The 23,345-nt window shown below is 68.1% G+C and carries 22 protein-coding genes and 1 pseudogene; 12 read left to right on the top strand and 11 right to left on the bottom strand.

Annotated features, from left to right (window positions below):
• Positions 1–95: 95 nt before the first annotated feature.
• Both ISP14_RS05120 and ttcA read right to left on the bottom strand, forming a co-directional pair.
• Complete coding sequence (locus ISP14_RS05120) at positions 96–1,298, bottom strand: amino acid aminotransferase (RefSeq protein ID WP_404536817.1); 1,203 nt, start codon at positions 1,296–1,298, stop codon at positions 96–98.
• Between the two features lie 64 nt (positions 1,299–1,362).
• Positions 1,363–2,193 (bottom strand): tRNA 2-thiocytidine(32) synthetase TtcA, encoded by an 831-nt coding sequence (ttcA, locus tag ISP14_RS05115; protein ID WP_404536816.1) that lies wholly within the window; start codon positions 2,191–2,193, stop codon positions 1,363–1,365.
• Positions 2,194–2,297: 104 nt separating this feature from the next.
• On the opposite strand from ttcA, the gene ISP14_RS05110 reads away from it, so the two are divergent.
• Positions 2,298–2,504 (top strand): YdcH family protein, encoded by a 207-nt coding sequence (locus ISP14_RS05110; RefSeq protein ID WP_367843160.1) that lies wholly within the window; start codon positions 2,298–2,300, stop codon positions 2,502–2,504.
• Positions 2,505–2,638: 134 nt separating this feature from the next.
• Here ISP14_RS05110 and pssA read toward each other — a convergent pair whose 3' ends face one another.
• From pssA to ISP14_RS05080, 6 genes are all read right to left on the bottom strand, one after another.
• Complete coding sequence (gene pssA, locus ISP14_RS05105) at positions 2,639–4,024, bottom strand: CDP-diacylglycerol--serine O-phosphatidyltransferase (RefSeq protein ID WP_404536815.1); 1,386 nt, start codon at positions 4,022–4,024, stop codon at positions 2,639–2,641.
• A 61-nt stretch (positions 4,025–4,085) separates the two neighbouring features.
• On the bottom strand, positions 4,086–5,534 hold the full coding sequence (locus ISP14_RS05100; RefSeq protein WP_404536813.1) for an efflux transporter outer membrane subunit: 1,449 nt from the start codon (positions 5,532–5,534) through the stop codon (positions 4,086–4,088).
• 5 nt (positions 5,535–5,539) lie between these two features.
• The gene (locus tag ISP14_RS05095; protein WP_404536812.1) at positions 5,540–6,571 is read right to left on the bottom strand and encodes a biotin/lipoyl-binding protein; all 1,032 of its coding nucleotides are present in this window, start codon (positions 6,569–6,571) and stop codon (positions 5,540–5,542) included.
• Between the two features lie 25 nt (positions 6,572–6,596).
• Positions 6,597–6,794 (bottom strand): DUF1656 domain-containing protein, encoded by a 198-nt coding sequence (locus tag ISP14_RS05090; RefSeq protein ID WP_404536811.1) that lies wholly within the window; start codon positions 6,792–6,794, stop codon positions 6,597–6,599.
• The gene (locus ISP14_RS05085) at positions 6,784–8,889 is read right to left on the bottom strand and encodes an FUSC family protein (protein ID WP_404536810.1); all 2,106 of its coding nucleotides are present in this window, start codon (positions 8,887–8,889) and stop codon (positions 6,784–6,786) included. Before ISP14_RS05085 ends, ISP14_RS05090 begins: the two co-directional genes overlap by 11 nt.
• A gap of 21 nt (positions 8,890–8,910) precedes the next feature.
• Positions 8,911–9,405 (bottom strand): MarR family transcriptional regulator, encoded by a 495-nt coding sequence (locus tag ISP14_RS05080; protein WP_404536809.1) that lies wholly within the window; start codon positions 9,403–9,405, stop codon positions 8,911–8,913.
• Positions 9,406–9,617: 212 nt separating this feature from the next.
• Here ISP14_RS05080 and ISP14_RS05075 point away from each other — a divergent pair, with 212 nt between their 5' ends.
• Positions 9,618–11,699, top strand: a complete 2,082-nt coding sequence (locus ISP14_RS05075; RefSeq protein WP_404536808.1) for a S46 family peptidase — start codon at positions 9,618–9,620, stop codon at positions 11,697–11,699.
• An 87-nt stretch (positions 11,700–11,786) separates the two neighbouring features.
• Here the strand turns inward: ISP14_RS05075 and ISP14_RS05070 are convergent, their stop codons facing one another.
• Both ISP14_RS05070 and ISP14_RS05065 read right to left on the bottom strand, forming a co-directional pair.
• On the bottom strand, positions 11,787–12,194 hold the full coding sequence (locus tag ISP14_RS05070) for a DUF4156 domain-containing protein (RefSeq protein ID WP_404536807.1): 408 nt from the start codon (positions 12,192–12,194) through the stop codon (positions 11,787–11,789).
• A gap of 94 nt (positions 12,195–12,288) precedes the next feature.
• Positions 12,289–15,160: pseudogene (locus tag ISP14_RS05065) on the bottom strand (M16 family metallopeptidase).
• A 252-nt stretch (positions 15,161–15,412) separates the two neighbouring features.
• On the opposite strand from ISP14_RS05065, the gene ISP14_RS05060 reads away from it, so the two are divergent.
• The 10 genes from ISP14_RS05060 (at position 15,413) to bla (ending at position 22,345) form a co-directional block, all read left to right on the top strand.
• Positions 15,413–15,616 carry a hypothetical protein gene (locus ISP14_RS05060; RefSeq protein ID WP_404536806.1) on the top strand — a complete coding sequence of 68 codons (204 nt, stop codon included), beginning with the start codon at positions 15,413–15,415 and terminating at the stop codon, positions 15,614–15,616.
• 35 nt (positions 15,617–15,651) lie between these two features.
• Entirely contained in the window at positions 15,652–15,840 is a 189-nt protein-coding gene (locus ISP14_RS05055; RefSeq protein ID WP_404536805.1) for a hypothetical protein, read from the top strand.
• Between the two features lie 49 nt (positions 15,841–15,889).
• On the top strand, positions 15,890–16,357 hold the full coding sequence (trmL, locus tag ISP14_RS05050; RefSeq protein WP_404536804.1) for a tRNA (uridine(34)/cytosine(34)/5-carboxymethylaminomethyluridine(34)-2'-O)-methyltransferase TrmL: 468 nt from the start codon (positions 15,890–15,892) through the stop codon (positions 16,355–16,357).
• A gap of 71 nt (positions 16,358–16,428) precedes the next feature.
• Positions 16,429–17,091, top strand: a complete 663-nt coding sequence (locus ISP14_RS05045) for a ubiquinone biosynthesis accessory factor UbiJ (RefSeq protein ID WP_404536803.1) — start codon at positions 16,429–16,431, stop codon at positions 17,089–17,091.
• Positions 17,092–17,096: 5 nt separating this feature from the next.
• Positions 17,097–18,737, top strand: a complete 1,641-nt coding sequence (gene ubiB / locus ISP14_RS05040; protein WP_404537133.1) for a ubiquinone biosynthesis regulatory protein kinase UbiB — start codon at positions 17,097–17,099, stop codon at positions 18,735–18,737.
• 17 nt (positions 18,738–18,754) lie between these two features.
• Entirely contained in the window at positions 18,755–19,486 is a 732-nt protein-coding gene (locus ISP14_RS05035; RefSeq protein WP_404536801.1) for a pseudouridine synthase, read from the top strand.
• 103 nt (positions 19,487–19,589) lie between these two features.
• Positions 19,590–20,012: an alternative ribosome rescue aminoacyl-tRNA hydrolase ArfB gene (arfB, locus tag ISP14_RS05030; protein WP_404536800.1), complete on the top strand. Its 423-nt coding sequence runs from the start codon at positions 19,590–19,592 to the stop codon at positions 20,010–20,012.
• Complete coding sequence (locus tag ISP14_RS05025; protein WP_404536799.1) at positions 20,012–20,605, top strand: 1-acyl-sn-glycerol-3-phosphate acyltransferase; 594 nt, start codon at positions 20,012–20,014, stop codon at positions 20,603–20,605. Before arfB ends, ISP14_RS05025 begins: the two co-directional genes overlap by 1 nt.
• Positions 20,602–21,240, top strand: coding sequence for a LysE family translocator (locus ISP14_RS05020; RefSeq protein ID WP_404536798.1), 639 nt, complete (start codon positions 20,602–20,604; stop codon positions 21,238–21,240). The genes ISP14_RS05025 and ISP14_RS05020 overlap by 4 nt, the downstream gene beginning before the upstream one ends.
• A gap of 106 nt (positions 21,241–21,346) precedes the next feature.
• Positions 21,347–22,345, top strand: a complete 999-nt coding sequence (gene bla / locus ISP14_RS05015; RefSeq protein WP_404536797.1) for a class A beta-lactamase — start codon at positions 21,347–21,349, stop codon at positions 22,343–22,345.
• On the opposite strand, the gene ISP14_RS05010 is transcribed toward bla, so the two are convergent.
• Positions 22,275–23,324 carry a LysR family transcriptional regulator gene (locus ISP14_RS05010; RefSeq protein ID WP_404536794.1) on the bottom strand — a complete coding sequence of 350 codons (1,050 nt, stop codon included), beginning with the start codon at positions 23,322–23,324 and terminating at the stop codon, positions 22,275–22,277. The genes bla and ISP14_RS05010 overlap by 71 nt on opposite strands.
• Positions 23,325–23,345 lie beyond the last annotated feature (21 nt).

Below are 23,345 nucleotides of genomic sequence, written 5' to 3'. Positions count from 1 at the left end.
AGTCGAAGGGCAGCGCGCGGTGCGATGGCGCTTCGACTCCGCCCGCTGTGCGGGCTACGCTCAGCGCGAACGGTTCAGGTGATGGGACAACGCCATCAGCGGCAGACGGCCGCGACGGCCTTGGTCACGTAGTCGATATTGCCGGTATTGAGCGCAGCCACGCAAATGCGGCCGCTGGAGAGCGCATAGATCGCGAACTCCTCGCGCAGGCGGTCCACTTGCGCCTTGCTCAGGCCCGAGTAGGAGAACATGCCGGCCTGCCTGTTGATGAAGCCGAAGTCCGGCGCACCCAGCGCGGCGAGCTTGTCCACAAAGGCCGCGCGCATCGCATGGATGCGGCCGCGCATCGCGCCCAGTTCCTGCTCCCACAACGCGTGCAGTTCGGCGCTCTCCAGTACGCCCGCCACCAGCTTGCCGCCGTGGGTGGCCGGGCTGGAGTAGTTGGCACGGATGGTGGTCTTGATGCGCGACAGCAGGCGCGCCGCCTCGTCGCGATCCGCGCCCACGAAGCTGAGCGCACCGACGCGCTCGCCGTACAGCGAGAACGACTTGGAGTAGGAATTCGCCACCACGAAGGCGGGGATACCCGAGTCGGCCAACAGGCGCACCGCGGTGGCATCCGCGGTGGCGTTCTGGTCGAAGCCCTGATAGGCCATGTCGACGAAGGGCAGCAGACCGCGGTCCTTCAGCAACGCCACCACCTGCGCCCACTGCGCGGCGTCCAGGTCCACGCCGGTAGGGTTGTGGCAGCAGGCATGCAGCAGCACCACGGTGCCGGGTTCCAGCTTGCCGAGGTCGGCCAGCATGCCGGCGAAGTCGAGGCCGTGGCTGGCGTCGTCGTAGTAGCGGTAGTCGATCAGCTGGAAGCCGGCGGTGCGGAACACCACGTGGTGGTTGCCCCAGCTGGGGTTGCTGATCGCCAGTTTCGCGTTCGCGCCCAGCACCTGTTTGAGCAGGTCGGCGCCCACGCGCAGCGCACCGCTGCCGCCGATGGTCTGCGCGGTGGCCACGCGGCCCGCGTCGAGAATGGGCGCGCCTTCGCCGAACAGCAGCTTCTGCGTCGCGCGGTTGTACGCGGGCAGGCCGTCGATCGGCAGGTAGCTGCGCGGCAGGTTGTCGCGCGCCAGCGCCTGTTCCACCTGGCGCACCGCGTCCAGCACCGGCACCTTGCCCTGCTCGTCCACATAGATGCCCACGCCCAGGTTCACCTTCTCCTTGCGCGGATCGGCAAGGTAGGTTTCGGTAAGGCCGAGGATCGGATCGCCCGGAGCCATTTCAACGGAAGCAAAGATGGACACGTTATTCCTCGCTGATGCCACGTATGGAAGTATGGACGTCCATTCGGACGAACACCCAATGATCTCAGATTTCGCCGCCGCCCGTGCGCTCACCCGCGCCGAGGCCCTCGAAATCAAACAACTTGCGGTCGGCCAGCTGCGACGGAGCCACATTGCCCAGCGCGCGGAACATCGTCTCGCTGCGGCCGGGGAAGTCGCGCTCCCACTCGTCCAGCATCCGCCGCACCTGCTTGCGCTGCAGGTTCTCCTGCGAGCCGCACAGGTTGCAGGGGATGATCGGAAATTCCCTCAGAGCAGCGTACTCGGCGATTTCGCTCTCGCGGCAGTAGGCCAGCGGGCGGATCACCACGTGGCGGCCGTCATCCGAGCGCAGCTTGGGCGGCATCGCCTTCAAGCTGGCCTGGTGGAACAGGTTGAGGAAGAAGGTGGCGAGGATGTCGTCGCGATGGTGGCCCAGCGCGATCTTGGTGATGCCGTTGGCCGCCGCCCAGGTGTACAGCGAGCCGCGGCGCAGCCGCGAGCACAGGCTGCACATGGTCTTGCCCTCGGGAATCACCCGGGTCACCGTGCTGTAGGTGTCCTGCTCGATGATGTGGAACGGCACGCCACGCGAGGTCAGGTACTCCGGCAGCACGTGCTCCGGGAAGCCCGGCTGTTTCTGGTCCAGGTTCACCGCGATCAGCTCGAAGCGCACCGGCGCCTTGGCCTGCAGCTGCAGCAGCATGTCCAGCAAGGTGTAGGAATCCTTGCCGCCGGACAGGCACACCATCACCTTGTCGCCGTCCTCGACCATGCGGAAATCCGTGATCGCCTTGCCGACCTGGTGACGCAGCCGCGTGGCGAGGCGCTCGACCTCGGCGGCGGGCGCGGGAAGGGTTTCGGGCAACGCGGACATGGCGGAGTCAGGAGGGGACGGGGGGCGCCTATTGTACCTGCCCGCTCCGCCCGCTTCCGGCGGCGCTACACTATGGGGTATCGCCCGCACCGCAGCACATCGTCATGCAGGTACAGGACCACGCCGAAACTGCCCAGTTGCTCGCCGAACTCCGGCTGGAGCATCGCGACCTCGACGCCGCGATCAACCAGCTGGCGAGCGCGATCGGCCGCGACGAGCTGCAGCTCACCCGCCTCAAGAAGCGCAAGCTGCTGCTGAAGGACCATATCGCGCGGCTGGAAAGCAAGTTGATCCCCGACCTCGACGCCTGAGCGCCGGCCCCGTATCGCCTCATGCCTTTCGCCGCCCGGACGACAGCCCACGCGGCTCACTGCGCCATTCGACCCTCGACCGCGGATAGCTGGTCGTCAGCCCCTGGCTGAGACTTCGCGGGCAGAGTGCGCTCCTACAGCAGCCAGTTGACCAGCCGGTCCAGCCGCACCCGGCTCAGCCGGCGCAGCAGGCGCCGCACGTCCGGCGGGTAATGCCGCGGGCTTTCCAGCGCGCGGTAGTCGGCGAGCCGCGTGGCGTGGCGGCGCAGCTCCGCCCATTCGGCCTCGTGCATCGCGTGCAGGTGCCGCGCGGGATCGCGCAGCAGCAGGCCGTTCTCCAGGTCCAGCGACCACGCGCGCGGGTTGAGGTTGTGCCCGGTGACGAGCGCCGCGTGGTCGTCCACCAGCAGGCCCTTCAGGTGATAGCTGTTGCCGCCGTCGCGCCATAGCCACAGGTTCAGCTGGCCGCTGGCGAGCTGGCGCGCATGCGTGCGCGCAAAGCGGCGAAGGTTGTTTTCGTACAGGTAGGGCAGCAGGCCGATCGTGGTGAACGGCTGCTCCGGCGGAATGTAGAAATCGTTGGCGGTCTTGTCGCCTACCATGATGTCGATGCGGCAACCGCGCCGCAGTGCCTGACCGACCGCCGCACGCACCGGCCGCGGCAGGTTGAAGTACGGCGTGAGCAACACCACCCGTTCGCGCGCCTCCTGCAACAGCTCCAGCACGGCGTCGTTGAGCGCATTGCTGTTGCGGCCCAGGCCCAGCAGCGGCGTCACCGCCACCGTGCCGGCTTGCGGCGTTTCGTCCGGCGTGGCGTAGCTGGCGGACTGCAGCGACTGGCGCAGTTCGCGGATCGCCGGCTGCAGCGTGCGGGTGGCGGGTGCTTCCGGCAGGTCCAGCCGCGGCACGGCCGGATTGCCGGCGAAGTGGCGCTCGACGAAACCGGCCATCGCGTCGGCCAGCCCGCGATGGCGCAGCAGGTGGTAACGGTCCAGCCGATAGCGACCGTGCCGCGCGAGGTAGACATCGTTGAGGCTGGCGCCGGTATACAGCACGGCATCGTCGATCACCCAGCCCTTCAGGTGCAGCACGCCCAGCAGCTCGCGGTTCTGCACCGGCACGCCACGGATCTCCACGCCCTCGCCCAACCGGCGTGCGTACTCGCGGTACATGCCCGCATTGCCTTCGCTCTGGCGCTGGCCGATCAGGCCGCGGCGGGCGCGGTGCCAGTCCACGTACAGCGTGATCCGCAACGCCGGGCGCCGCGCCCTGGCTGCGTACAGCGCGTCGAGCACTTCGCGACCGCCGTCGTCGTCCTGCAGGTACAGCGCCACGATCACGATGCGCCGCTCGGCCTGTGCGATCAGCTGCAGCAAGGCCTGGCGAAAGGCCGCGGGATCGGGCAATGCCGTGATGGCGGCGGCGGGCACGGAAAAAGCGGGCAGCCGGCTTGCCGCGTCGCGGCGACGCGGCAACAGACGGCGCGCCAGGCGGCCCGGAGCATTCAACAAGCTGTTCATGCCCGGGATGATGGCAAACCCGGTGCGGACTTGCCTACCCGTGGCGGCGCCCGGGCGGCGCTTATCTGGCGACGGTCGCCGGCGTTTCGCCATCCTTGAAGCCGCCGCCCAGCGCTTCGACCATGCGCACTGCAAGTTCGGCCTGCCGGCTCTGCAGCACGGCTTCGTTCTGCTCGGCCGTGAGCAGCACGCGGCGGGCGATCAGAGTGTTCAACTCGGTGCCCAGCCCGGCCTGGTAGCCGATCTGTGCGTTGTCGTAGGTGCGCCGCGCGTTGCGCAGCACGTCCTGCTGCATCTGCAGCTGGCTCTGCGCGGCGCGCGACAGACTGAGCAGATCGGCCACCTGATTCACTGCGCGCACCAGCGTCTGGTTGTAGTTGGCCACTGCCCCGTCGTACAGCGCATCGCGGGCATCGAGGCCGGCACGCAAGCGCTTGCCGTCGAACAAGGGCAGCGACAACGCCGGCCCGACGCTGTAGGTGCGCGCGGGCAACTGGAACAGCGGCACGTTATCGCCCAACGCCAGGAAACCGGCCATCGCGCTGATGTTGAGGTTGGGCATGAACTGCGCCTTGGCCGCCTTGATGTCCTGTGCGGCCGCCTCCACGCGCCAGCGTGCGGCAACGAGGTCGGGGCGACGGCCCAGCAAATTAGCCGCGAGGCCCGGCGGAACTGCCAGCGACACCGGCTGCGCCTCGGCGGGCGGCGCAATCTGCAGGCCGCGATCCGGACCCTTGCCCAGCAGCACGGCAAGGCTGATGCGTGCACTGTCGATGGCTGCGTCGGCGGCTACCAGATGCTGATGCGCAATGCCTGCTTCGGTGCGCGCCTGCAACAGGTTGTCGGGCAAGCCCATGCCGCTGGCGACCAGGGTGCGGGTGAGCGCGGCGATGCGATCCGCGCGCTCGACGTCGCGCTGCGCGATATCGCGCAACACGAAGGCCTGGCGCAGCTGGATCCAGGCCAGCGTCACGTTCGCCGACAGCTGGATGCGCGCGGCGCGGCGATCCACTTCCGCCGCGCGGCTGCGGCCGAGCGCGGCCTCCCACGCGGCGCGCTGACCGCCCCACAAGTCGACGTTCCACGAGAAGTCGACGCCGGCGCTCTGCATCCACGCGAACGTGCCCACGGCCTCCGGCAGCACCAGGCCGACTTCCTTCTCGGAAAGCCGCGCGCCGGTGGCGGCGTAGCTGGCTTCCACATTGGGATCGCGTGCGGCGTCGAGCGCCTGGGCCTCGGCTTGCGCCAGCCGCGCGCGCGCATCGGCCACGGCAAGGCCAGGGTTATCGCGCAGCGCCTCGGCGATCAGCGCATCGAGTTGCGCGTCGCCGAGCGCATGCCACCAATCCTGCTGCGGCCATGCGGCGGGACTCACCTGCACACCGGCGAGGCTTTGCCGCGTCTGCAGGCTGTCCGGCGCGATTTCGTGGCCGACCGGATGCAGGCCGCGGGTCGACGCGCAGGCGGTCAGCGCCAGCACCGACGCGATGACCGCGAGCGTTCGCGCCATGCGTATCATGGCTGCGTCTGCCGCGATGCGCGATCGCCGTCGCGCGGGTGCACTTCGATGGTCGCGGTCATGCCGGCGACCAGCACGCTGCCCGCCGGCATCCGGCTCGCGTCGATGTCGATGCGCACCGGGATGCGCTGCGCCAGACGCACCCAGTTGAAGGTGGGATTCACGTTGGCCAGCTGCTCCGGGCTGCCGGGGTTGTCGCGGTCGGCGATGCCGCGCGCGATACTGTCGATGCGGCCTTCGAGGTGGATGCCGCCGGCCATCAGGCGCACGTCCACCGGATCGCCCACCTGCAGCTGCGGCAGCTTGGTTTCCTCGAAATAGCCGTAGAGGTAGTAACTGTGGCCGTCCACCAGCGCCAACCGCGGCGCACCCGCGCTGGCGTAGTCGCCCACGCGCACCTGCACGTTGGTGGCGTAGCCATCCACCGGCGCGCGCACCTGGGTGCGGTCGAGATTGAGTTCGGCGTTCTGCACTGCCACCTGCGCCTGCACCTGCGCCGACAGCGCCTGGTCGTGCGCCGCCTGCGCCTGTTTGAGCGCAGCCTCAGATTGGTGCAACGCCGCTTCCGCCGCTTCGGCGGCGGCGACCGCGTTGTCGCGCGTCTCGCTGGACACCACGGTGCCCGCCGGCACCTGCATGCGCCGCTTCGCCTGCGCGCGGTACATCGCGTAGTCGGTCTTGCGCGCGACCGTGGCAGCGGTGGCCGCGGCGATGTTGGCCTCGGCGGCATGCACGCTGGCCCCGGCCGCGGCCAGGTTGGCGCGGGCCTGGGCCAGCGCCAACCGGTAGCGCGACGGGTCGATCACCAGCAGCACGTCGCCCTTGTGCACGGACTGGTTGTCGTGCACCGGCACCGCGTCGACCAGGCCAGCCACGTCCGGCGCGATCTGCACCACGTCGGCGCGCACGCGGCCGTCGCGGGTCCACGGCGAATACAGGTAGTGCTTCCACAGCGCGTGGCCGAGCACAGCGGCGATCACCACCACCACGGCAGTGACCAGGAAACGCATCAACGAAGTCTTGTTCATGGGTGAAGCCTGATCATGATTTCAGTCAACGGAGCAGCAAGCCGGCAAGGCCGAACAGGCAGCCGAACAGGGCGAGGCGGAACAGCGGCGGATGCCAGACGTAGCGATACAGGCCGTAGCGGCCGATCAGTACGTCCAGCAGCACCATCAGCAGCAGGCTGCCGAGGAAGATCGGCAACAGGCCGGGCACCAGCACGCCGTAGATGGCGATTTCACCGGGCATGGGGGGACTCCATGGATGGCATCCAGGTCGCCAGCGGCGATTCGTCGTCGCGCAGCGCACCCAGCAATTGATACAGGTGCGGACGCAGCGCGGGAGCGACGGCGCAAACGTCGATCGCTTCGCGCACGGCGTCTTCGGCGTACTGGCGACGTGCGGCATCGGGGCTGCGGTACAACTGCGCCACCGCCTGCACCGCGCGATCCACGGCCTTGTGTACTTCAGGCGGCGCGGTGCTGGCATGCAGCTGCTGGCGCAACTCGATCAGCGCGCGCCCGCTCTCCTGCACGGCCAGCGCCCAGCCCAGCAACTCGCGCGACTGGCGGCTGCCCGGGCGGGTGTGCACGATCACCTGATGGAACAGGTCGCGGCTGATGCTCTCGAAGCGCCACGGCAGACCTTCCAGCGGTGCGCTGGCCGCCTGTACCACCTGCTCGCGCAGGCGGCGGAACTGCCGGCGGCGCTGCCAGCCGCTGCCGGTGACGCGCGGCACGAACACGAAGGCCACCGCCGCCAGCGCCACGCCGGCGACCTGTGCGATGGCGTCGTTCATCGCGTGCGCCGGGTCGTACATCATCGGATTCTTCAGCGCGAGGATGTAGACGATGCCGATGGCATAGCCGCCGCCCACGCTACCGAATTCGGGGCGGGCGTTGAGCCATGGCCCGACCAGCAGCAGCGGCAGGGTCACCGCGATCAGCATCATGAAACCGTCGCTGCCGGGCAGCAGCCAGAACGCCGCATAGATACCGGCCAGCATGCCCAGGGTATAGCCGGCCAGCATGCTGAATGCGGAAGCCAGCGGATTCGGCGCCGCTGCGAACAGGCCGCTGAAGATGGTGGCCAGCAACATCGCGCTGGCGCCATAGGCCCAGCCACTGGCGATCCAGAACGTGCTCAAGACGGTCATGGTGAGGAAGGTGCGCAGCACCGCCACCGCGGCGCCGGTGGCGTCGTTGCCGCGGCGGAAATGCACGCGCTCCACGCCGCCGCGCTGCACGCGCTCGCGCAGCGCCAGTTCCGTCTCGACGTAGCCGCACAGTTCGTCGAGGAAGCGCCTGAGCAGCGTGGCGCCGGTGTCGAAGGCCAGCTGCGGGCGCCCCGGCGCCAGCCGCGCGCGCAACTCCGCCTCCAGCGCCGGCAGCTGCTGCGCGCATTCGCGCAGGCGCGGCGCCAGCACCGCAGGGTCGTGCAGATCCTCCGGCGCCGTGGTCAGCGCCGCGCCGAGCGGACGGTACAGCGCGATCAGCGCATCCACTTCGGCCGTGCGGCCCTCACGCTGCAGCCGATTGATGAGGTGGTGCAGCGACTGGAAGCTGGTCGCCGCGGCCATGTTGTGCTGGTTGAGCAGACGCATGCGGGTGCTGCGTGCGCGGATTTCGGGATCTTCGAAGATCACCGAGGCGCGCATGTTCTCCAGCTGGATCGCGGCGCGCACGAAGCGCAGGTGCGCCTGCTCCATCTCGGCGCGCGGAATGCTGCCGCCGGTGCTGCCGCGCACGAAGTCGATGAAGTGCGCGAAATGTTCGCGGGCGCTTTGCCGCAATACCGGACGCAGCCGTTCGGGGAACACCAGATCGCTGACCACGCCCGCCACCACGATGCCCAGCATCACCTCGCTCACGCGCATCAACGCCGAGTCGAACACACCCAGCGGATCGTTGATCGCCGGCAGCGACACGATCGCCGCGGTATAGCCAGCCAGCACGAAGCCGTAGGACATGAAGTTGCGGTACAGCGTGGCGCCACCCGCGCATAGCGCCACCCAGATCGACAGGCAGAGCAGGAACAGGTCGCGCTGCTGCGGGAACACACACAGCAGCGCCAGCCCGAAGGTGCTGCCACACAGCGTGCCGATCGCGCGGTAGAAACTCTTGGCCAGCACCATGCCGCTGTGCGGGTGCATCACGATGCCCACCGTGATCATCGCGGTGGCCGGCTGCTCCAGCCGCAACCACATCGCCAGCCACGCGGCCAGGTACAGCGCCAGCAGCGACTTGAGCACGAACAGCCACGTGCTGCCTTCGCCGGCGAACGCCTCCGCAAGCGTCGGCCAGCGGCGCGCCGCCTGCTCCACCTTCGTCGATGCCGGTGCCATGGTCTCAGTCCTGCTCCAACATCAGTCCCGTTCCAACTGATCCAGGAACTTCTTGAGCAGGCGTTCCAGTTGCGCCGTCTCGGCGGGCTTCAAGCCGGCGGTCTGGCGTTCCAGCAACGCGCAGATGCCGGGCATGAAGTCGTCGATCATCGCCAGCCCGGCCTTGCTCAGGCTCAGGCTGACCTTGCGCCGGTCCTCGTCGCTCGCGGTGCGCTCGATCAGCCCCTTGTCGCACAGGCTGTCTGCAAGCCGCGTGATGTTGGCCGACTTCTCCCCTGCCGCCTCGGCCAGCTGTGAGGGATTCAGCGTGTAGCCCTCGGTGCCGTACAGCATCATCAAGATGTTGTATTCCGGATGGCTGATTCCCCACGGTTTCAGCAGCGCGTTGGCGTCGTCGTGCACACGCTTGTACAGATGCTTGATCAGGCGCACCAGCACCGCCGGCTCGCGCGGAAACGCGGGCTGGCGGCGGCAGGTGACAGCGAGGCGCTGTTCGGTGGGGGCGAAGCTGCTCATGATGGGAGGTAGCTCTTGATGTCTGTGTATATATTTCACATATGAAATATATGGATGTGAATTTTATGCCCCAGACGGGCGACCTGCAAGTACCCCTGCCGACTTTCACTTCCGCCACCCCTGTGGCAGGCGCCATGATGGCCGCCGGTTCGACACGCCAACTGCGGACCCGCGCCAACCGCGCCGATCCGCCCGCACACGGAGGGGACGCGATGAAACGCTGGTTGCTCGTTGGGTTTTCCGGTCTGTTGCTGGGCGCCGCTGGCGGCGCGATGGCCGATGAAGGCATGTGGACGCTGGACCATCTGCCGGTGAAGCAGATGCAGCAGCGCTACGGTTTCACGCCCACGCCGCAGTGGATCGACCTGGTCCAGCACGCGGCGGTGCGGCTGGCCGAGGGCTGTTCCGGCTCGTTCGTTTCCGCCGACGGCCTGGTGATGACCAACCACCATTGCGCCAATGCCTGTCTGTCCCAGCTTTCCGGCAGTGGCCACAACTACATGGCTGACGGCTATACGGCGATGAAGCAGCAGGACGAGCCGAAGTGCCCCGACGTGGAGCTCAACCAGCTGGAGTCGATCACCGACGTCACCACCCAGGTGAACGCAGCGACGAACGGCAAGAGCGGCGCCGAGCGGATCAAGGCCGAGCGCGCGGTCAACAGCAAGATCGAAGAGCAATGCGTGGCCGGCGACGCGAAGACCTGGCGCTGCGACGTGATCTCGCTATACCAGGGCGGCCGCTACGCGCTGTACAAGTACCGCCGCTATCAGGACGTGCGGCTGGTGTTCGCACCCGAACAGAGCATCGCCTTCTTCGGCGGCGACCCCGATAATTTCAACTTCCCGCGCTACGACCTCGATGTCACCTTCTTCCGCGCCTACGTGGACGGCAAGCCGGCGAAGACATCGCAGTTCTTCAAGTTCGACACGCACGGCCCGAAGGCCGGCGAGCCAACCTTCGTGGTCGGCAACCCCGGTTCCACCCAGCGCCAGACGCCGTGGCTGCAGCTGTCGGCCATGCGCGACGACATGCTGATTCCGGTCTACGGCTACCTGTCCGACCTGCGCGGCGTGCTGTGGCAGTACAGCCGCGCCAGCGCGCAGCAGGCCAAGGAGGCGCAGGACATGCAGTTCGGCATCGAGAACACGCTGAAAGTGTTCAAGGGCTGGCTGGAAACGCTCACCAACGAACGCTTCATCGCGCAGAAGCAGAAGGACGATGCCGCGCTACGCGACTGGATCGCTGCCGATCCGGCGCGCCGCGCGAAGTACGGCGATCCGTGGGCGGACCTGGCCAAGGCGCAGCAGCGGGGCAAGGAGCTGCAGGACCGCTACAGCATGATCGCCGGCGGCCGCGGCTTCGGCGTGGGCACCGAGCTGTTCGCCGACGCGATGACCCTGGTGCGCGGTGCGGCCCAGCGCGCCAAGCCCGACGCCGAGCGCCTGCCGCAGTTCCGCAACGCCAACCTGCCCGCGGTGGAGCAGTCGCTGGAAGCCAAGGTGCCGGTGTATCCCGAGTACGAACGCACCATGATGGCGTGGTCGATGGAAAAGATGCGCCAGATCCTCGGCGCCGACGATGCGTTCGTACACCAGGCGCTGGGCAAGCAGTCGCCCGACGAACTGGCGAAGACCCTGGTGGACGGCACCAAGCTGGCCGATCCCGCGGTGCGCAAGCAGTTATGGGACGGCGGCGAGAAGGCCATCGAGGCGTCCACCGATCCGATGATCGCGTTCGTGCGCGGGATCGAGCCCACCGCGACCAAGCTGCGCAAGCAGTTCGAGGACGAGGTGCAGGCGCCTACCACCAAGGCCGACGAGGCGATCGCCCAGGCCCGCTTCGCGCGCGAAGGCACCAGCAACTACCCCGACGCCACCTTCACCCTGCGCCTGTCCTACGGCAAGGTCGCCGGCTGGAAGGAGGGTGACCACGAAGTGCCGCCGTTCACCGACTTCGCTGGCGCCTACAAGCGCGCTACCGGCGCCGACCCGTTCAAGCTGCCGGACAGCTGGATCAAGGCGAAGGATTCGCTGGCTCTCGCGACGCCGTTCGACTTCGTCACCGACAACGACATCATCGGCGGCAACTCCGGCAGCCCGGTGATCGATCGTGACGGCCACGCGGTGGGCCTGATCTTCGACGGCAACATCCACTCCATCGGCGGCGACTTCACCTACGACGGCAGCAACAACCGTGCAGTGGCGGTGGACACCGCGGCGCTGATGGAAGCGGTGCGCAAGGTCTACCGGCTGCCGCGACTGGCAGACGAGCTGGCCAACGGGCATCTGTAATCCGGCACGCGCTGCGCGTACCGATGCCCACAAACACAAAGGGCGCCATTCGGCGCCCTTTGTGTTTCGCGATTCGGCGGAGCGGACTCAGCCGCCCTTGATCGGGTAGGTCTGCGTGGCGCCGCTGGATGCAGGCGCGGCGGGGTTGTTACCCGGTGCGGCGGCCGGCGTCACCAGGTGCGAGCCGCACTGGTAGGCGCCCCAGGGCTGCGAACCGTCGCTGGGCTCGGCCAGCGGCTTGATCGTGTCGGCGTGCATGGTGGCGGCCTCGTTGCGCGCCATCACCTGCAGTTCATCGCGCACCTTGATGTCGTTGCGATCCACCGGACCCACGTGATCCATCACCGAGACGGTGATCTTGCCCAGGTCGCGGCAGCCGGAGACATCGCCGTTCCATGCGGTGCGCACATTCTGCGACGCCGGGGTGGGATTGATGCCCCATGTGCAGGCGCCCAGCAGCAGGGTGGGAACAAGCAGCAGCACGGTCTTGCGCATGGACGGCTCCGATGTCTGGATGATGAAAGGCCGGGCGGCGAACCGCCCGGCCTCCATGCTAGCGCGCGATGCTTGATCGCGCCTGTACGCAGGCTTATTTCGCTACCGGCTTGCCGTCGGCGTCGATCACCTGCACCTCGCCGAGGTTCAGGGCGCGCACCGGCGCCTCGATCTGCTTGAGGTCGCCCACGATCACCCAGGTCATCGCCCCGGGAGCGACGATCTGCTTGATCGCGGCCTCGGCTTCGGCCGGGGTGATCGCCTCCAGCTTCGGCTTCAGCGTCTGCACATAGTCGTCGGGGCGGCCGTATTCGACGATGCCGTTCATCGCGCCGAGCACCGCGCTGGTGGTCTCGTAGCTGCCCGGCAGCGCGCGGACGCGCTGGTCCTTGATCTTGGCGATCTCGGCGGCGGTCAACGGCTTGTCGCCGATTACCGCGCGCGCCTCCTTCAGTACCTCGGCGGCGGACGGCGCGGTCTTGTCGGTCTGCACCGGCGCGTAGAACAGCATCGGCCGCTGGCCCTGGGCGTCCATCAGGAAGCTCTGCGCGCCGTAGGCCCAGCGCTTGTCCTCGCGCAGGTTCATGTTGAGGCGCGAGGTGAAGGTGCCGCCGAACGCGCCGTTCGCCACCTGGATGGACAGGTTATCCGGCGCGCGCGTGGACGGCGCGAGCAGGCCGGCCATGATCAGCGACTGCGGTGCGTCGGGCCGGTCGATCAGGAACACGCGCGGCTTGGCTTGCGCGGCGACCTGGGCGATGTTTTTGTGCGGGATCGCGCCAGCCGGCGCCTGCCAGTCGCCGAAGGCGGTGTTGAGCGCAGGGATGATCTTGTCCAGTGTGGTGTCGCCGGCGACCAGGATCTTCACGTTGTCCGGACGCAGCCAGCTGTGCTGGAACCGGCGCAGGTCATCCGCGTCCAGCGCCTTGATGCTGGCCTCGGTGCCGCTGCCGGTGAACGGGATGCCGTAGGCATGGTCGGCGCCGTACAGCAGCGGCGGCAAGGTGCGCAGCGCGAGCCCCACCGGCTGAGTCTTCTCCTGCGCGATGTCGGCCAGCCACTGCCCGCGCACGCGTTCGATGTCGGCGGGCTTGAACGCCGGATCGCGCACGATGTCGGCAAACAGCGTCAGCGAGGGCTGGAGCTGATCGTTCAATGCGTTGAGCGAGGCGCTGCAGCTGTCGAGCCCGCAACCGACCGTGGTGATCGCGCCCAGCCGCTGCTTGGTCTTGGCCACCTCCACCGAATCGAGCTTGCCGGTGCTTTCGTTCATCAGGCTGGCGGCGAAGTTCGCGGTGCCGAGCTTGTGGCCCTGATCGGCGGCATAGCCCGCGTCGAACAACAGTTGCACCTGGGTCACCGGAACGGTGTTGCGCCGGGCGAGGATCACCTCGATGCCGTTGTTGAGCTTGCCGCGTTCGAGCTGCGGGAAGCTCAGCGCGGGGAACGTGTCGACCTCCGGCACGCCCTTGCTGCGGTCGACCCCGCTCTTGGCGACGCTGTACGGGTGCGCGGGCGGCAGTTTCGGCTGCGGCCGGCCGGCGACGTCGCCTAGCGGCTTCACCGCCTTGTCCTCCGCCACCGGATCGAAGCCCTTGCCGGCGGGCAGCACGGTAAGCAGGTAGTCGCCCTTGCTCAGCCACTGGTCGGCCGCGGCCTTGACGCTGGCCGGCGTGGCCGCGTTGGCGCGTTCGAGATCGAGCCGGTAGGCACCGGGGTTGCCACGATAGACCTGACCTTCGGCGAGTATCACCGCCTTGCCGCCGAAGCCGCCGACCTTCTCCAGCCCGCGCACGAACTGGGCGCGGTTGCCGATCTTGGCGCGTTCGAGTTCGTCGGCGGTGGGGCCGTCGGCGAGGAACTTCTTCAGTTCGTCGGCGATGGCGGCCTCCACCTTCGCCGGGTCCACGCCCTGTTTCACGTCGGCCTGGATCTGGAGCTGGCTGGCCAGCGCGAACGGAGCGATGCCGGCGGAAACGTCGTCCACCAACTTGTCCTGGTAAACCAGGCGCTGGTACAGCCGCGAGGTCTTGCCGCCGCCCAGTACCGCGCTGGCAAGGGCGAGCTGGATCGCCGCATCGCTGCCCAGCTGCGGCACCACCCAGGTCCGGTAGATGCGCGGCTGCGCCACGTGATCGTGCTGCACGCCGCGGGTGGATCCGGCCAGCGGGGTGATCCACGACTGCTGGTGCGCTACCGGCTGGCCGGCGGGGATATCGCCGAAGTACTTCATCGCCTTCGCGCGCGCCTCGGCCACCGTGATGTCGCCGGCCAGCACCAGGGTGGTGTTGGCGGCGCCGTAGTTGTCGTGGAACCACTGCTTCACGTCGGCCAGCGAAGCCGCGTCGAGATCCGCCATCGAGCCGATGGTGTCGTGCTGGTAGGGATGGTTCGCAGGGTAGGTGTTGGCGAGGATGTTTTCGTCGACGCGGCCGTAGGGCCGGTTCTCGCCCTGGCGCTTCTCGTTCTGCACCACGCCACGCTGGGTGTCGAGCTCCTTCTGGCCGATCGCGCCGAGCAGATGGCCCATGCGGTCGGATTCCATCCACAACGCCATGTCCAGCGCGGTGGTCGGCACGGTCTCGAAGTAATTGGTGCGGTCGAACCAGGTGGTGCCGTTCATGTCGGTGGCGCCAGCCAGCTCGAACGGCTGGAAATAAGTGCCCTTGTGGTGCTCCGAACCCGAGAACATCAGGTGCTCGAACAGATGGGCGAAGCCGGTCTTGCCCCTGGGTTCGTCGGCCGAACCGATGTGGTACCAGATGCTCACCGCCACCACCGGCGCCTTGTGGTCCTCGTGCACGATCACCGTGAGGCCGTTCGGCTAAGGTAAAGCGGGTATAGGCGATTTCCGGTACGCCATGGGCGGCCGGTGCGCTCTTCGCGGCCTCTGCCACGCCCGGCGCGACACCGCCAGCGACGCTCATCAGGCCCGCGATCAGCAGGGCCAGGGGCTTGCTTCCCATCGTGATGCTCCTTTTTGGGTCGGGTGTCGCCCGAGGCTAGGGGAGATCGCAAGTTCTTGGTAGTGACGAAGGGCACGGGCGTCCGCTCGGCTGTCCGGTCCAACCGTCCGACTGTCCGCGGACAAGCGACCAGCCGCTGCCTCCTATTTATAAAGTAAAGCAAATTCAATTGCTTGTGATTGATTTTCCAGTTGGCACGCGGATTGCACTTCGTTACGTGCAGGACCTACCTACCTTTGTCGGAGACACACCATGAAATACGAGAACCTGATGCTGAGCGGCCTGTTCGTCGTCTGCCTGCTGGTTTGCACCCTGGTGCTGGGCGCGATGCTGAAAGCCGTCCCCTCGTCGTTGCAGCTGGCCGCCAGCGGCAATGTCGGCAGCGCCCTGCTGGCTTCGCCCGCGCAATGCGCACTGCCCGCCGACGGCGTGATCTGCCCGCGGCTGCCGGGCTGAGCCCATCCCCACGACACGATTCCCGGAGAACCATCATGAAACACGAAACCCTGATGCTGCACGGCCTGTTCGCCGCCTGCCTGCTGGTCTGCACCCTGGTGCTGGGCTCGATGCTGACGGCCAGCCCGGCCTCGCTGCAACCGGCCGCCTCCCCCGCACTGGCGATCTCGACCAGCCCCTGCGTCGTGGCGAACAACCTGCAGTGCCCGTTGTCGCGCGGCTGATCGCCCGCATGATTGGATCGCGCGCCACTGTGCACGCGATAATCGCCGGATGCTGCATGTCATCCTGTTCCGTCCCGAGATTCCGCCGAACACCGGCAACGTCATCCGCCTGTGCGCCAATACCGGCGCCGCGCTGCACCTGATACGACCGCTCGGTTTCGCGCTCGACGACGCGCGCCTGCGCCGCGCAGGCCTGGACTACCACGAATACGCCCGCGTGCTGGTGCACGACAGTCTCGACGACTGCCTCGCCGCGATCGGCCAGCCGCGCGTATACGCCTTCACCACGCGCGGCCGCACGCGCCATGTTGACGCCTGTTACGCCGACGGCGACGCACTGCTGTTCGGCTGCGAGACCGCCGGCCTGCCCGCCGCGGTGGTCGACGCCATTCCCGAGGCGCAGCGCATGCGCCTGCCGATGCGGCCGGACAGCCGCAGCCTCAACCTTTCCAACGCCGTCGCCGTCGCCGTCTACGAGGCGTGGCGACAACTGGGTTTCGACGGCGCCACCGATTGAGAGGCCTCCTGCCGCCCGCGGACGCGCGGCAGAGGGGTTGGGGAGATGGCATCGCCCGTTACAATCGCGGCATGACCGATCCCACTCCCAACGCCTGGCTGCCGTCGCCGCTGCGCAAGCTGGCCGGACGCGCGCTGGAAACCGCGCTGAACCACACGCTGTCGCTCGATCCCGACACGCAGCACAAGCTCGCCGCGCTGAACGGCCGCCGCGTGCTGCTGCACTTGCGCGGCCCGGAACTGGCGCTGGCCGTGAGCGTGGAGGACGGCCAACTCAAGGTCGGACCGCCGGACGCAAGCGAAACCGGCGCCAGCACGCTGCGTGTGGCCGCCACGCCCGGCAGCCTGCTGGCGATGGCGCTGCGCCGCGGCGACGACAGCGTGGCACCGGGCAAAGTGGAGATCGCCGGCGACGCCGACCTCGCGCGGCGGCTGGAAAAACTCGCCTCGCAGTTCGCCCCGGACTTCGAGGAAGCATTCGCGCGCAGCTTTGGCGACGTACTGGGCGTGCCGCTGGCGCGCGCCGTGCGCAAGGCCCTCGCGCACGCAAAGGAAACCTCCAGCCACCTGGTCGAGGACGGCGCCGCCTGGCTGCGCGACGAATCGCGCCTCGCGCTGGCGCCCGGCGAGGCAGAGGCCTTCCTCGACGGCGTGGATGCGCTGCGCGAGCGCGGTGAACGACTGGAAGCGCGGCTGGCCCGACTGGAAGCGCGCCTGAAAGGAAAATCCGCGTGACCCCGCTGACCGTCGTACCGCGCCTGCTGCGCGTCGCCATCGTGCTGCTGCGCTACCGGCTCGACGAGCTGGTCGATGCCACCCACCTGTTCCGTCCGTTGAAGCTGCTGCGCCCGCTGCTGGGCCGGCCCGTCGTCGACGTGCGGCCCCTGGCGCGCGGCGCCCGGCTGCGCCTGGCGCTTACCGAGCTGGGTCCGATCTTCGTCAAGGCTGGCCAGGTGCTCTCCACCCGCCGCGACCTGGTACCCGAGGACATCGCCGACGAGCTGGCCTTGCTGCAGGATCAGGTGCCGCCCTTCCCCGGCGTCGAGGCCAAAGCGATCGTCGAAGCCGAACTGAAGGCGCCGCTCAGCCGGCTATACGCCCGATTCGACGAAACGCCGCTCGCCTCCGCCTCGATCGCCCAGGTGCACGCCGCGGAGCTCTCTGATGGCCGCGCGGTGGTGGTGAAGGTGTTGCGCCCCGGCATCGACGCCAAGATCGCCCGCGACGTGCGCCTGCTGCATTCGCTGGGCCTGCTCGCGCAACGCTGGCATCCGAACGCCGACAAGATCCGCCCGCTCGACGTGGTCGCCGAAGTCGAGAAGATGCTGGAGCACGAACTGGACCTGCAGCGTGAAGGCGCCAGCGCCAGCCTGCTGCGGCGCAATTTCGCCAGCGGCGTGGATCTCTATGTGCCCGAGGTGCACTGGGACCTGACCGCGCAACGCGTGCTCACGCTGGAGCGCGTGCACGGCATCAGCAGCGACGACATCGCCGCGATCGACGCCGCCGGCATCGACCGCAAGGCGCTCGCCGCAAAGGGCGTGCGGGTGTTCTACGAACAGGTGTTCCGCGACAACTTCTTCCACGCCGACGCCCATCCCGGCAACATCTGGGTGGACCCCACGCGCACCACCGAGCCGCGCTTCATCGCGCTGGACTTCGGCATCATGGGTTCGCTGCCCGAGGCCGACCAGTACTGGCTGGCGCAGAACTTCATCGCGCTGTTCGAACGCGACTACGCGCGCATCGCCAAGCTGCACGTGGACGCGGGCTGGATGCCGTCCACGGTGCGGCTGGACGAGCTGGAAGCGGCGGTACGCACGGTGTGCGAACCCTATTTCACCCGCCCGCTGTCACAGATCTCGTTGGCCGAACTGGTGGTGAAGCTGTTCCAGACCGCGCGCCGCTTCGAGCTGACCCTGCAACCGCAGCTGATCCTGCTGCAGAAGACCTTGCTCAACATCGAAGGCGTAGGCCGCCTGCTCGATCCCGAGATCGACATCTGGGCGGTGGCGCATCCCGTGCTGAAGCGCATCCTGCGCGAGCGCTACAGCCCGCTGCGCACGCTACGCGAAGTGCGCAAGCGCCTGCCGGAGTGGTTCCATCTCGCCCCGCGCCTGCCCGAACTGGTGCATGACTCGCTGGAGCGCATCGCGCGCGGCGAACACCGCCTGCTCGCCGACGTCGACACGCTCAGCCACCAGAGCCATCTGCTGCGCCGGCTGCTGCGCATGATCGCCGGCGGCGCATTTGGCGCCACCCTGCTGCTGTGCGCCACCTTGCTGTGGGCGCTGGCGCCCCAGCACGGACCGTGGTTGCCGCTGGGCATGGGTGTCGCCGGGGTGCTGGCGTTCGGCTGGGGCTGGATGCGTTCGCACTGAACACGCAGCAGCACTTCATGCTCGACATCCTCTACCAGGACGACGCCCTGATCGCGGTGAACAAACCCGCGGGCCTGCCCGTGCACCGCTCGGCAATGGTGAACGACGCCGAGCAATATCTGGTCGATGTGCTGCGCGACCAGGTGGGCGGCAACGTCTACCTCGCGCACCGGCTCGATCGCGCCACCAGCGGTGTGCTGCTGGTGGCGCGCAGCAGCGACGTCGCCGCGGCCCTGGGCGAACAGTTCATGGGCCGCGATGTGCGCAAGCAGTATCTGGTGGTGGTGCGCGGCTGGCCGGAGCCGGCCGAGGACGTGATCGACTACCCGCTACCTGGCTCGCGCGAGACTGGCCCGCGCCGCGAGGCGCGCACGCGCTACCGTCGGCTCGCCACCGTCGAAGTGCCGATCGAACTCGGCCGCTACCCCCAGCAGCGCTACGCCTTGCTGCTGGCCGAACCGGAAAGCGGCCGCTTCCGCCAGATCCGCAAACACCTCGCCCACATCCACCATCCGGTGATCGGCGACTGCCAGCACGGCCGCGGCGATCACAACCGCCTCTACAAGCAGCACTTCGCCTGCCATCGCATGCTGCTGCACGCATGGCGGCTGGACTTCCGGCATCCGGTGAGCGGCACGGCGATGACGCTGGAAGCACCGCTGGATGGCGAGTACAGCGCACTGCTGGCGCGCTTCGGCTGGGCGCTTCCCGGGAACGCGCCGAGCGACAATCCACCCCGTTCGCCCTGAACGCAGCCGCGCGACGGGGCTGCGACTCCGCGCCTGCGCCGCTACGCCCAGCCGGACGGATACGTGCATCCTCTCGCCCGTGCCATCCCCTAAACTCCCCCGCATGCTGACTATCAGCCGCACCCTTTCCCTGCCCGAATCCGAGCTGGCCGAGCGCTTCCTGCGCGCCGACGGCCCCGGCGGGCAGCACGTGAACCGCACCGAGAGCGCGGTGGAACTGCGTTTCGACGTAGCGCGTTCACCCACCTTGCCGGAGCCGCTGCGCGAACGCCTGCTGGCGCGGCGCGACCGCCGGCTCACCGACGAAGGTGTGCTGGTGATCCAGGCGCGCCGCTTCCGCGACCAGGCCCGCAACCGCGACGACGCACGCGAGCGGCTGGTGGAGATCATCCGTGGCGCACTGACTGTCCCGAAGAAGCGCGTGGCGACGAAACCCACGCGCGCCTCGAAGGAGCGCCGCCTTGCCGGCAAGCAGCAACGCGGCAAGCTAAAGCAGACGCGCTCGCGCAAGCCGGTGATCGATTGATGAGCGCCGTCCCCACCCCGACGCAGTTGCCGCCCCGCATGCCGCGACTGCGCGACGGCTGGCGCCGGCGCCTTTGCCGCAGCGTGCTGCGCCTGTGCGGCTGGAGCCTGGTCGGCGATTTCCCCGACCTGCCGAAACTGGTGCTGATCGCGGCCCCGCATTCCTCGTGGTGGGACGGCGTGTGGGGCCTGCTGATAAAAGTTTCCATCGGCGCCGACATCCATTTCATGGCCAAGCAGGAGCTGTTCCGCGGCCCGCTCGGCGCCTTGCTGGTCAAGCTGGGCGGCATGCCGATCAACCGCGGCAGCGCGCAAGGCGTGGTCGAACAGATGATCGATCAGTTCCACCAGCGCGAGCAGTTGTGGCTGGGCATCGCGCCGGAAGGCACGCGGCGCCACGTGCCGCGGTGGAAGAGCGGCTTCTGGCGCATCGCCCACGATGCCGGCGTGCCGGTGTTCCCGGTGGCCTTCCACTACCCCGACAAGACCATCCACCTCGGCCCGCCGTTCGACACCACGGACGACATGGACGCCGACATGGCGCGGCTGCGTGCGTTCTACACACCGTTCCAGGGCAAATACCACGGCGTATGACCACCATGCTCGGCATCCAGCATTACGACGCCTTCCTGCTCGCCTGCATCGCGCTGAACCTCACGCCCGGGCTGGACACGTTCTACATCCTCGCGCGCAGCGGGCGCGAAGGCCATGCGGTGGGACTGGGCGCCGCGCTGGGCATCAACGCCGGCTGCGTGGTGCACACGCTGGCCGCGGTACTCGGCCTGTCGGCGCTGCTGATGACCTCGGCCGTGGCCTTCGCGGTGCTGAAATACCTCGGCGCTGCCTACCTGGCGTGGATCGGCCTGCGCATGCTGCTCAGCCGGCAGCACGAACGCAGGCCGACGCAGACGCGCGGCACCGGCTTCGCCGCCGCGTTCCGCCAGGGCATGCTCACCAACGTGCTGAATCCCAAGGTGGCGTTGTTCTATCTCGCCTTCCTGCCACAGTTCGTGTCGCTGCACGCCGTCCATCCGCAGCTTGGCTTGCTGGTGCTGGGCGCCAGCTTTATCGGCACCGGGCTCAGCTGGTCGCTGGTGCTGGCCATGGCGGGCGGCCACATCCACCGCCTGCTGCAGCGCAAGCCACAGGTCGGCCAGTGGATGGACCGCATCTGCGGCGCGGTGCTGCTGGGCTTCGGCCTGAAACTGGCGTTCCAGCAACGCAGCTGAAGCACCGGGACATTTTCAGACAGCACCAGGGAAGTCGATGAACGCCAGGCGTGCGTGCTTCCTGCTTTTTGCGGTGTTTCCGCTGCTCTTCGGCGGTGCCGCCACTGTGGCCGCGACGCCGCAATCATCGGCATGGCAGCATCAGCTCGATCTGTTGGTACGGAAAGCGCAGCCCGGTACGCTCGGCGTCACCGTGGTCGATCTGCAGAGCGGCCAGGCATGGCGTGCGAATGCCAATCGCGCATTCCCGATGATGAGCGTATTCAAGGCGCCGGTGGCCGCCGCCGTGCTGGCAGGCATCGAACAGGGCCGATGGTCCTTCGACCAGACCGCCGTCGTGCAGCGCGACGAACTCGAGTCGGGCACGATCCGCGACCACTTCCAGGGCGAACGGATGCGCTTCTCCGTGCGCCAGCTGCTCACCGATGCCGTGAGCCACAGCGACAATACGGCTGTCGATACGCTGCTCAAGGTCATCGGCGGCCCGCAGGTCGTGACCGCCTTCCTTCGTGCCCATGGCATCGACGGCATGCGCGTGGATCTTGGCGAACGCGGCTTCGCACCCGTCTTCGACGATCTCCAGCCCGGCCAGTCGCCGCCTGCCCACGAGACGGATGCGCAGCAGCTCGCGAGGCTGCGCCGCGGCTACCGTGCCTACCTTGCCGATCCGCGCAACCGCAGCACACCGGACGCCGCCGCCGACTTCCTGCGCAAGCTGTGGAACAAGCAACTCCTGTCGCCCGCCTCGACGGCCTACCTGCTCGACCTGATGTACGCGCAGACGACGCCGAGCCGCCTCCGGCTGGGCCTGCCGCCGGGTGTGCGACTGGCCGACAAGTGCGGCACCTCGTACACGCTGGAGCACACCACGGCCGCCTACAACGACATCGGCATCCTGAGCTGGCCCGATGGCCGCGCGTTGATAGTGGCCGCGTTCCTCACCGCGTCGACTGCCCCGAAAGACCAGCGCGACGCACTCTTTGCCGAGCTCGCGCGCACAGTAGCCGGCGCCTTGCCCCCGCGCGACGTGACGGCTAGCGCTCCGAGTGTCCCGACTCGTCGTAATCCCGGTACGTCAGCAAGCCCGGGCGGATCAGGTCGATGAAGGCACGCGCCTCGGCGCTGAGGAACTTGCCCTTGCGCATCACCACGCCGTAGCTGCGCTGCGGAAACCAGCGCTGCATGTTGCGCACGGCGAGGCGCGCCTGGTCGGCCTCGGTGATGCAGATGCCGGTGACAATCGAGATGCCGAGGCCCATCGCCACGTATTCCTTGATCACATCCCAGCCGCCCACCTCGATCGCCACCCGGTACGGCACCTGGTTCTGCTGGAACACCAGGTCGACCAGGCGGTAGGTGGACAACCGCTGCGGCGGCAGGATCAGGCCGTAGGGCGAGAGGTCCTGCAGCTCCAGCGGCTCCTTTTCCGCCAGCGGATGGTCGGGCGGCAGGATCAGCATCGGGTCGTAATGGCGCACGGGCGCCCAGGCGATATCGTGCGGCACGTCCAGCATCGAGCCCACGGCGAAGTCGGCCTTGTCCTCGCGCAGCATGGCGAGGCCGTCCCTGCCGGTGACGTTGGCCAGTTGCAAGTGCACGGCGGGATACCGCTCGCGATAACGACGCACCAGCTCCGGCAGCAAGTACTGGATGGTGGAGGTACCGGCAGCGATGACGAGCCGGCCGGCCTGCAGGCCCTGCACCTTGGCCTGGAAATCGCGGTCGAGGTTTTCCCAGCCCTCCACCAGCGGACGCGCCAGTTCGTACAGTGCCTCGCCCGCGTCGGTGAGATTGATGCGACGGCGACGGCGCTCCAGCAGGCTGACACCCAGCTCGCGCTCCAGCGCCTGCAACTGCAGGCTCACCGAGGGCTGGGACAGGTACAGCGCCTCGGCGGCGCGGCTCAGCGTGCCCAGCTTCACCGTGGCCACGAAGGCGCGTAGTTGCTTGTGGCGATTGCCCTTGTAGTAGTAACGGGCAGCTTCCGTCTCGGAACCATGCGCCGCAGTACGTTTTTTTGGCGTGCCGCGAAGCGGCTTTTTCGGCGACCCTGCCTTGCCTGAGGGTGATTTTCGCTCTGTCATATCAGTGACTTGAAAGTCTTA

It is taken from the genome of Dyella agri, from assembly GCF_044904705.1.
Lineage (GTDB): Bacteria > Pseudomonadota > Gammaproteobacteria > Xanthomonadales > Rhodanobacteraceae > Rhodanobacter_A > Rhodanobacter_A agri.
Note: the sequence above shows the minus strand (reverse complement) of the source record. Positions and strands in the feature narration are given on the sequence as shown.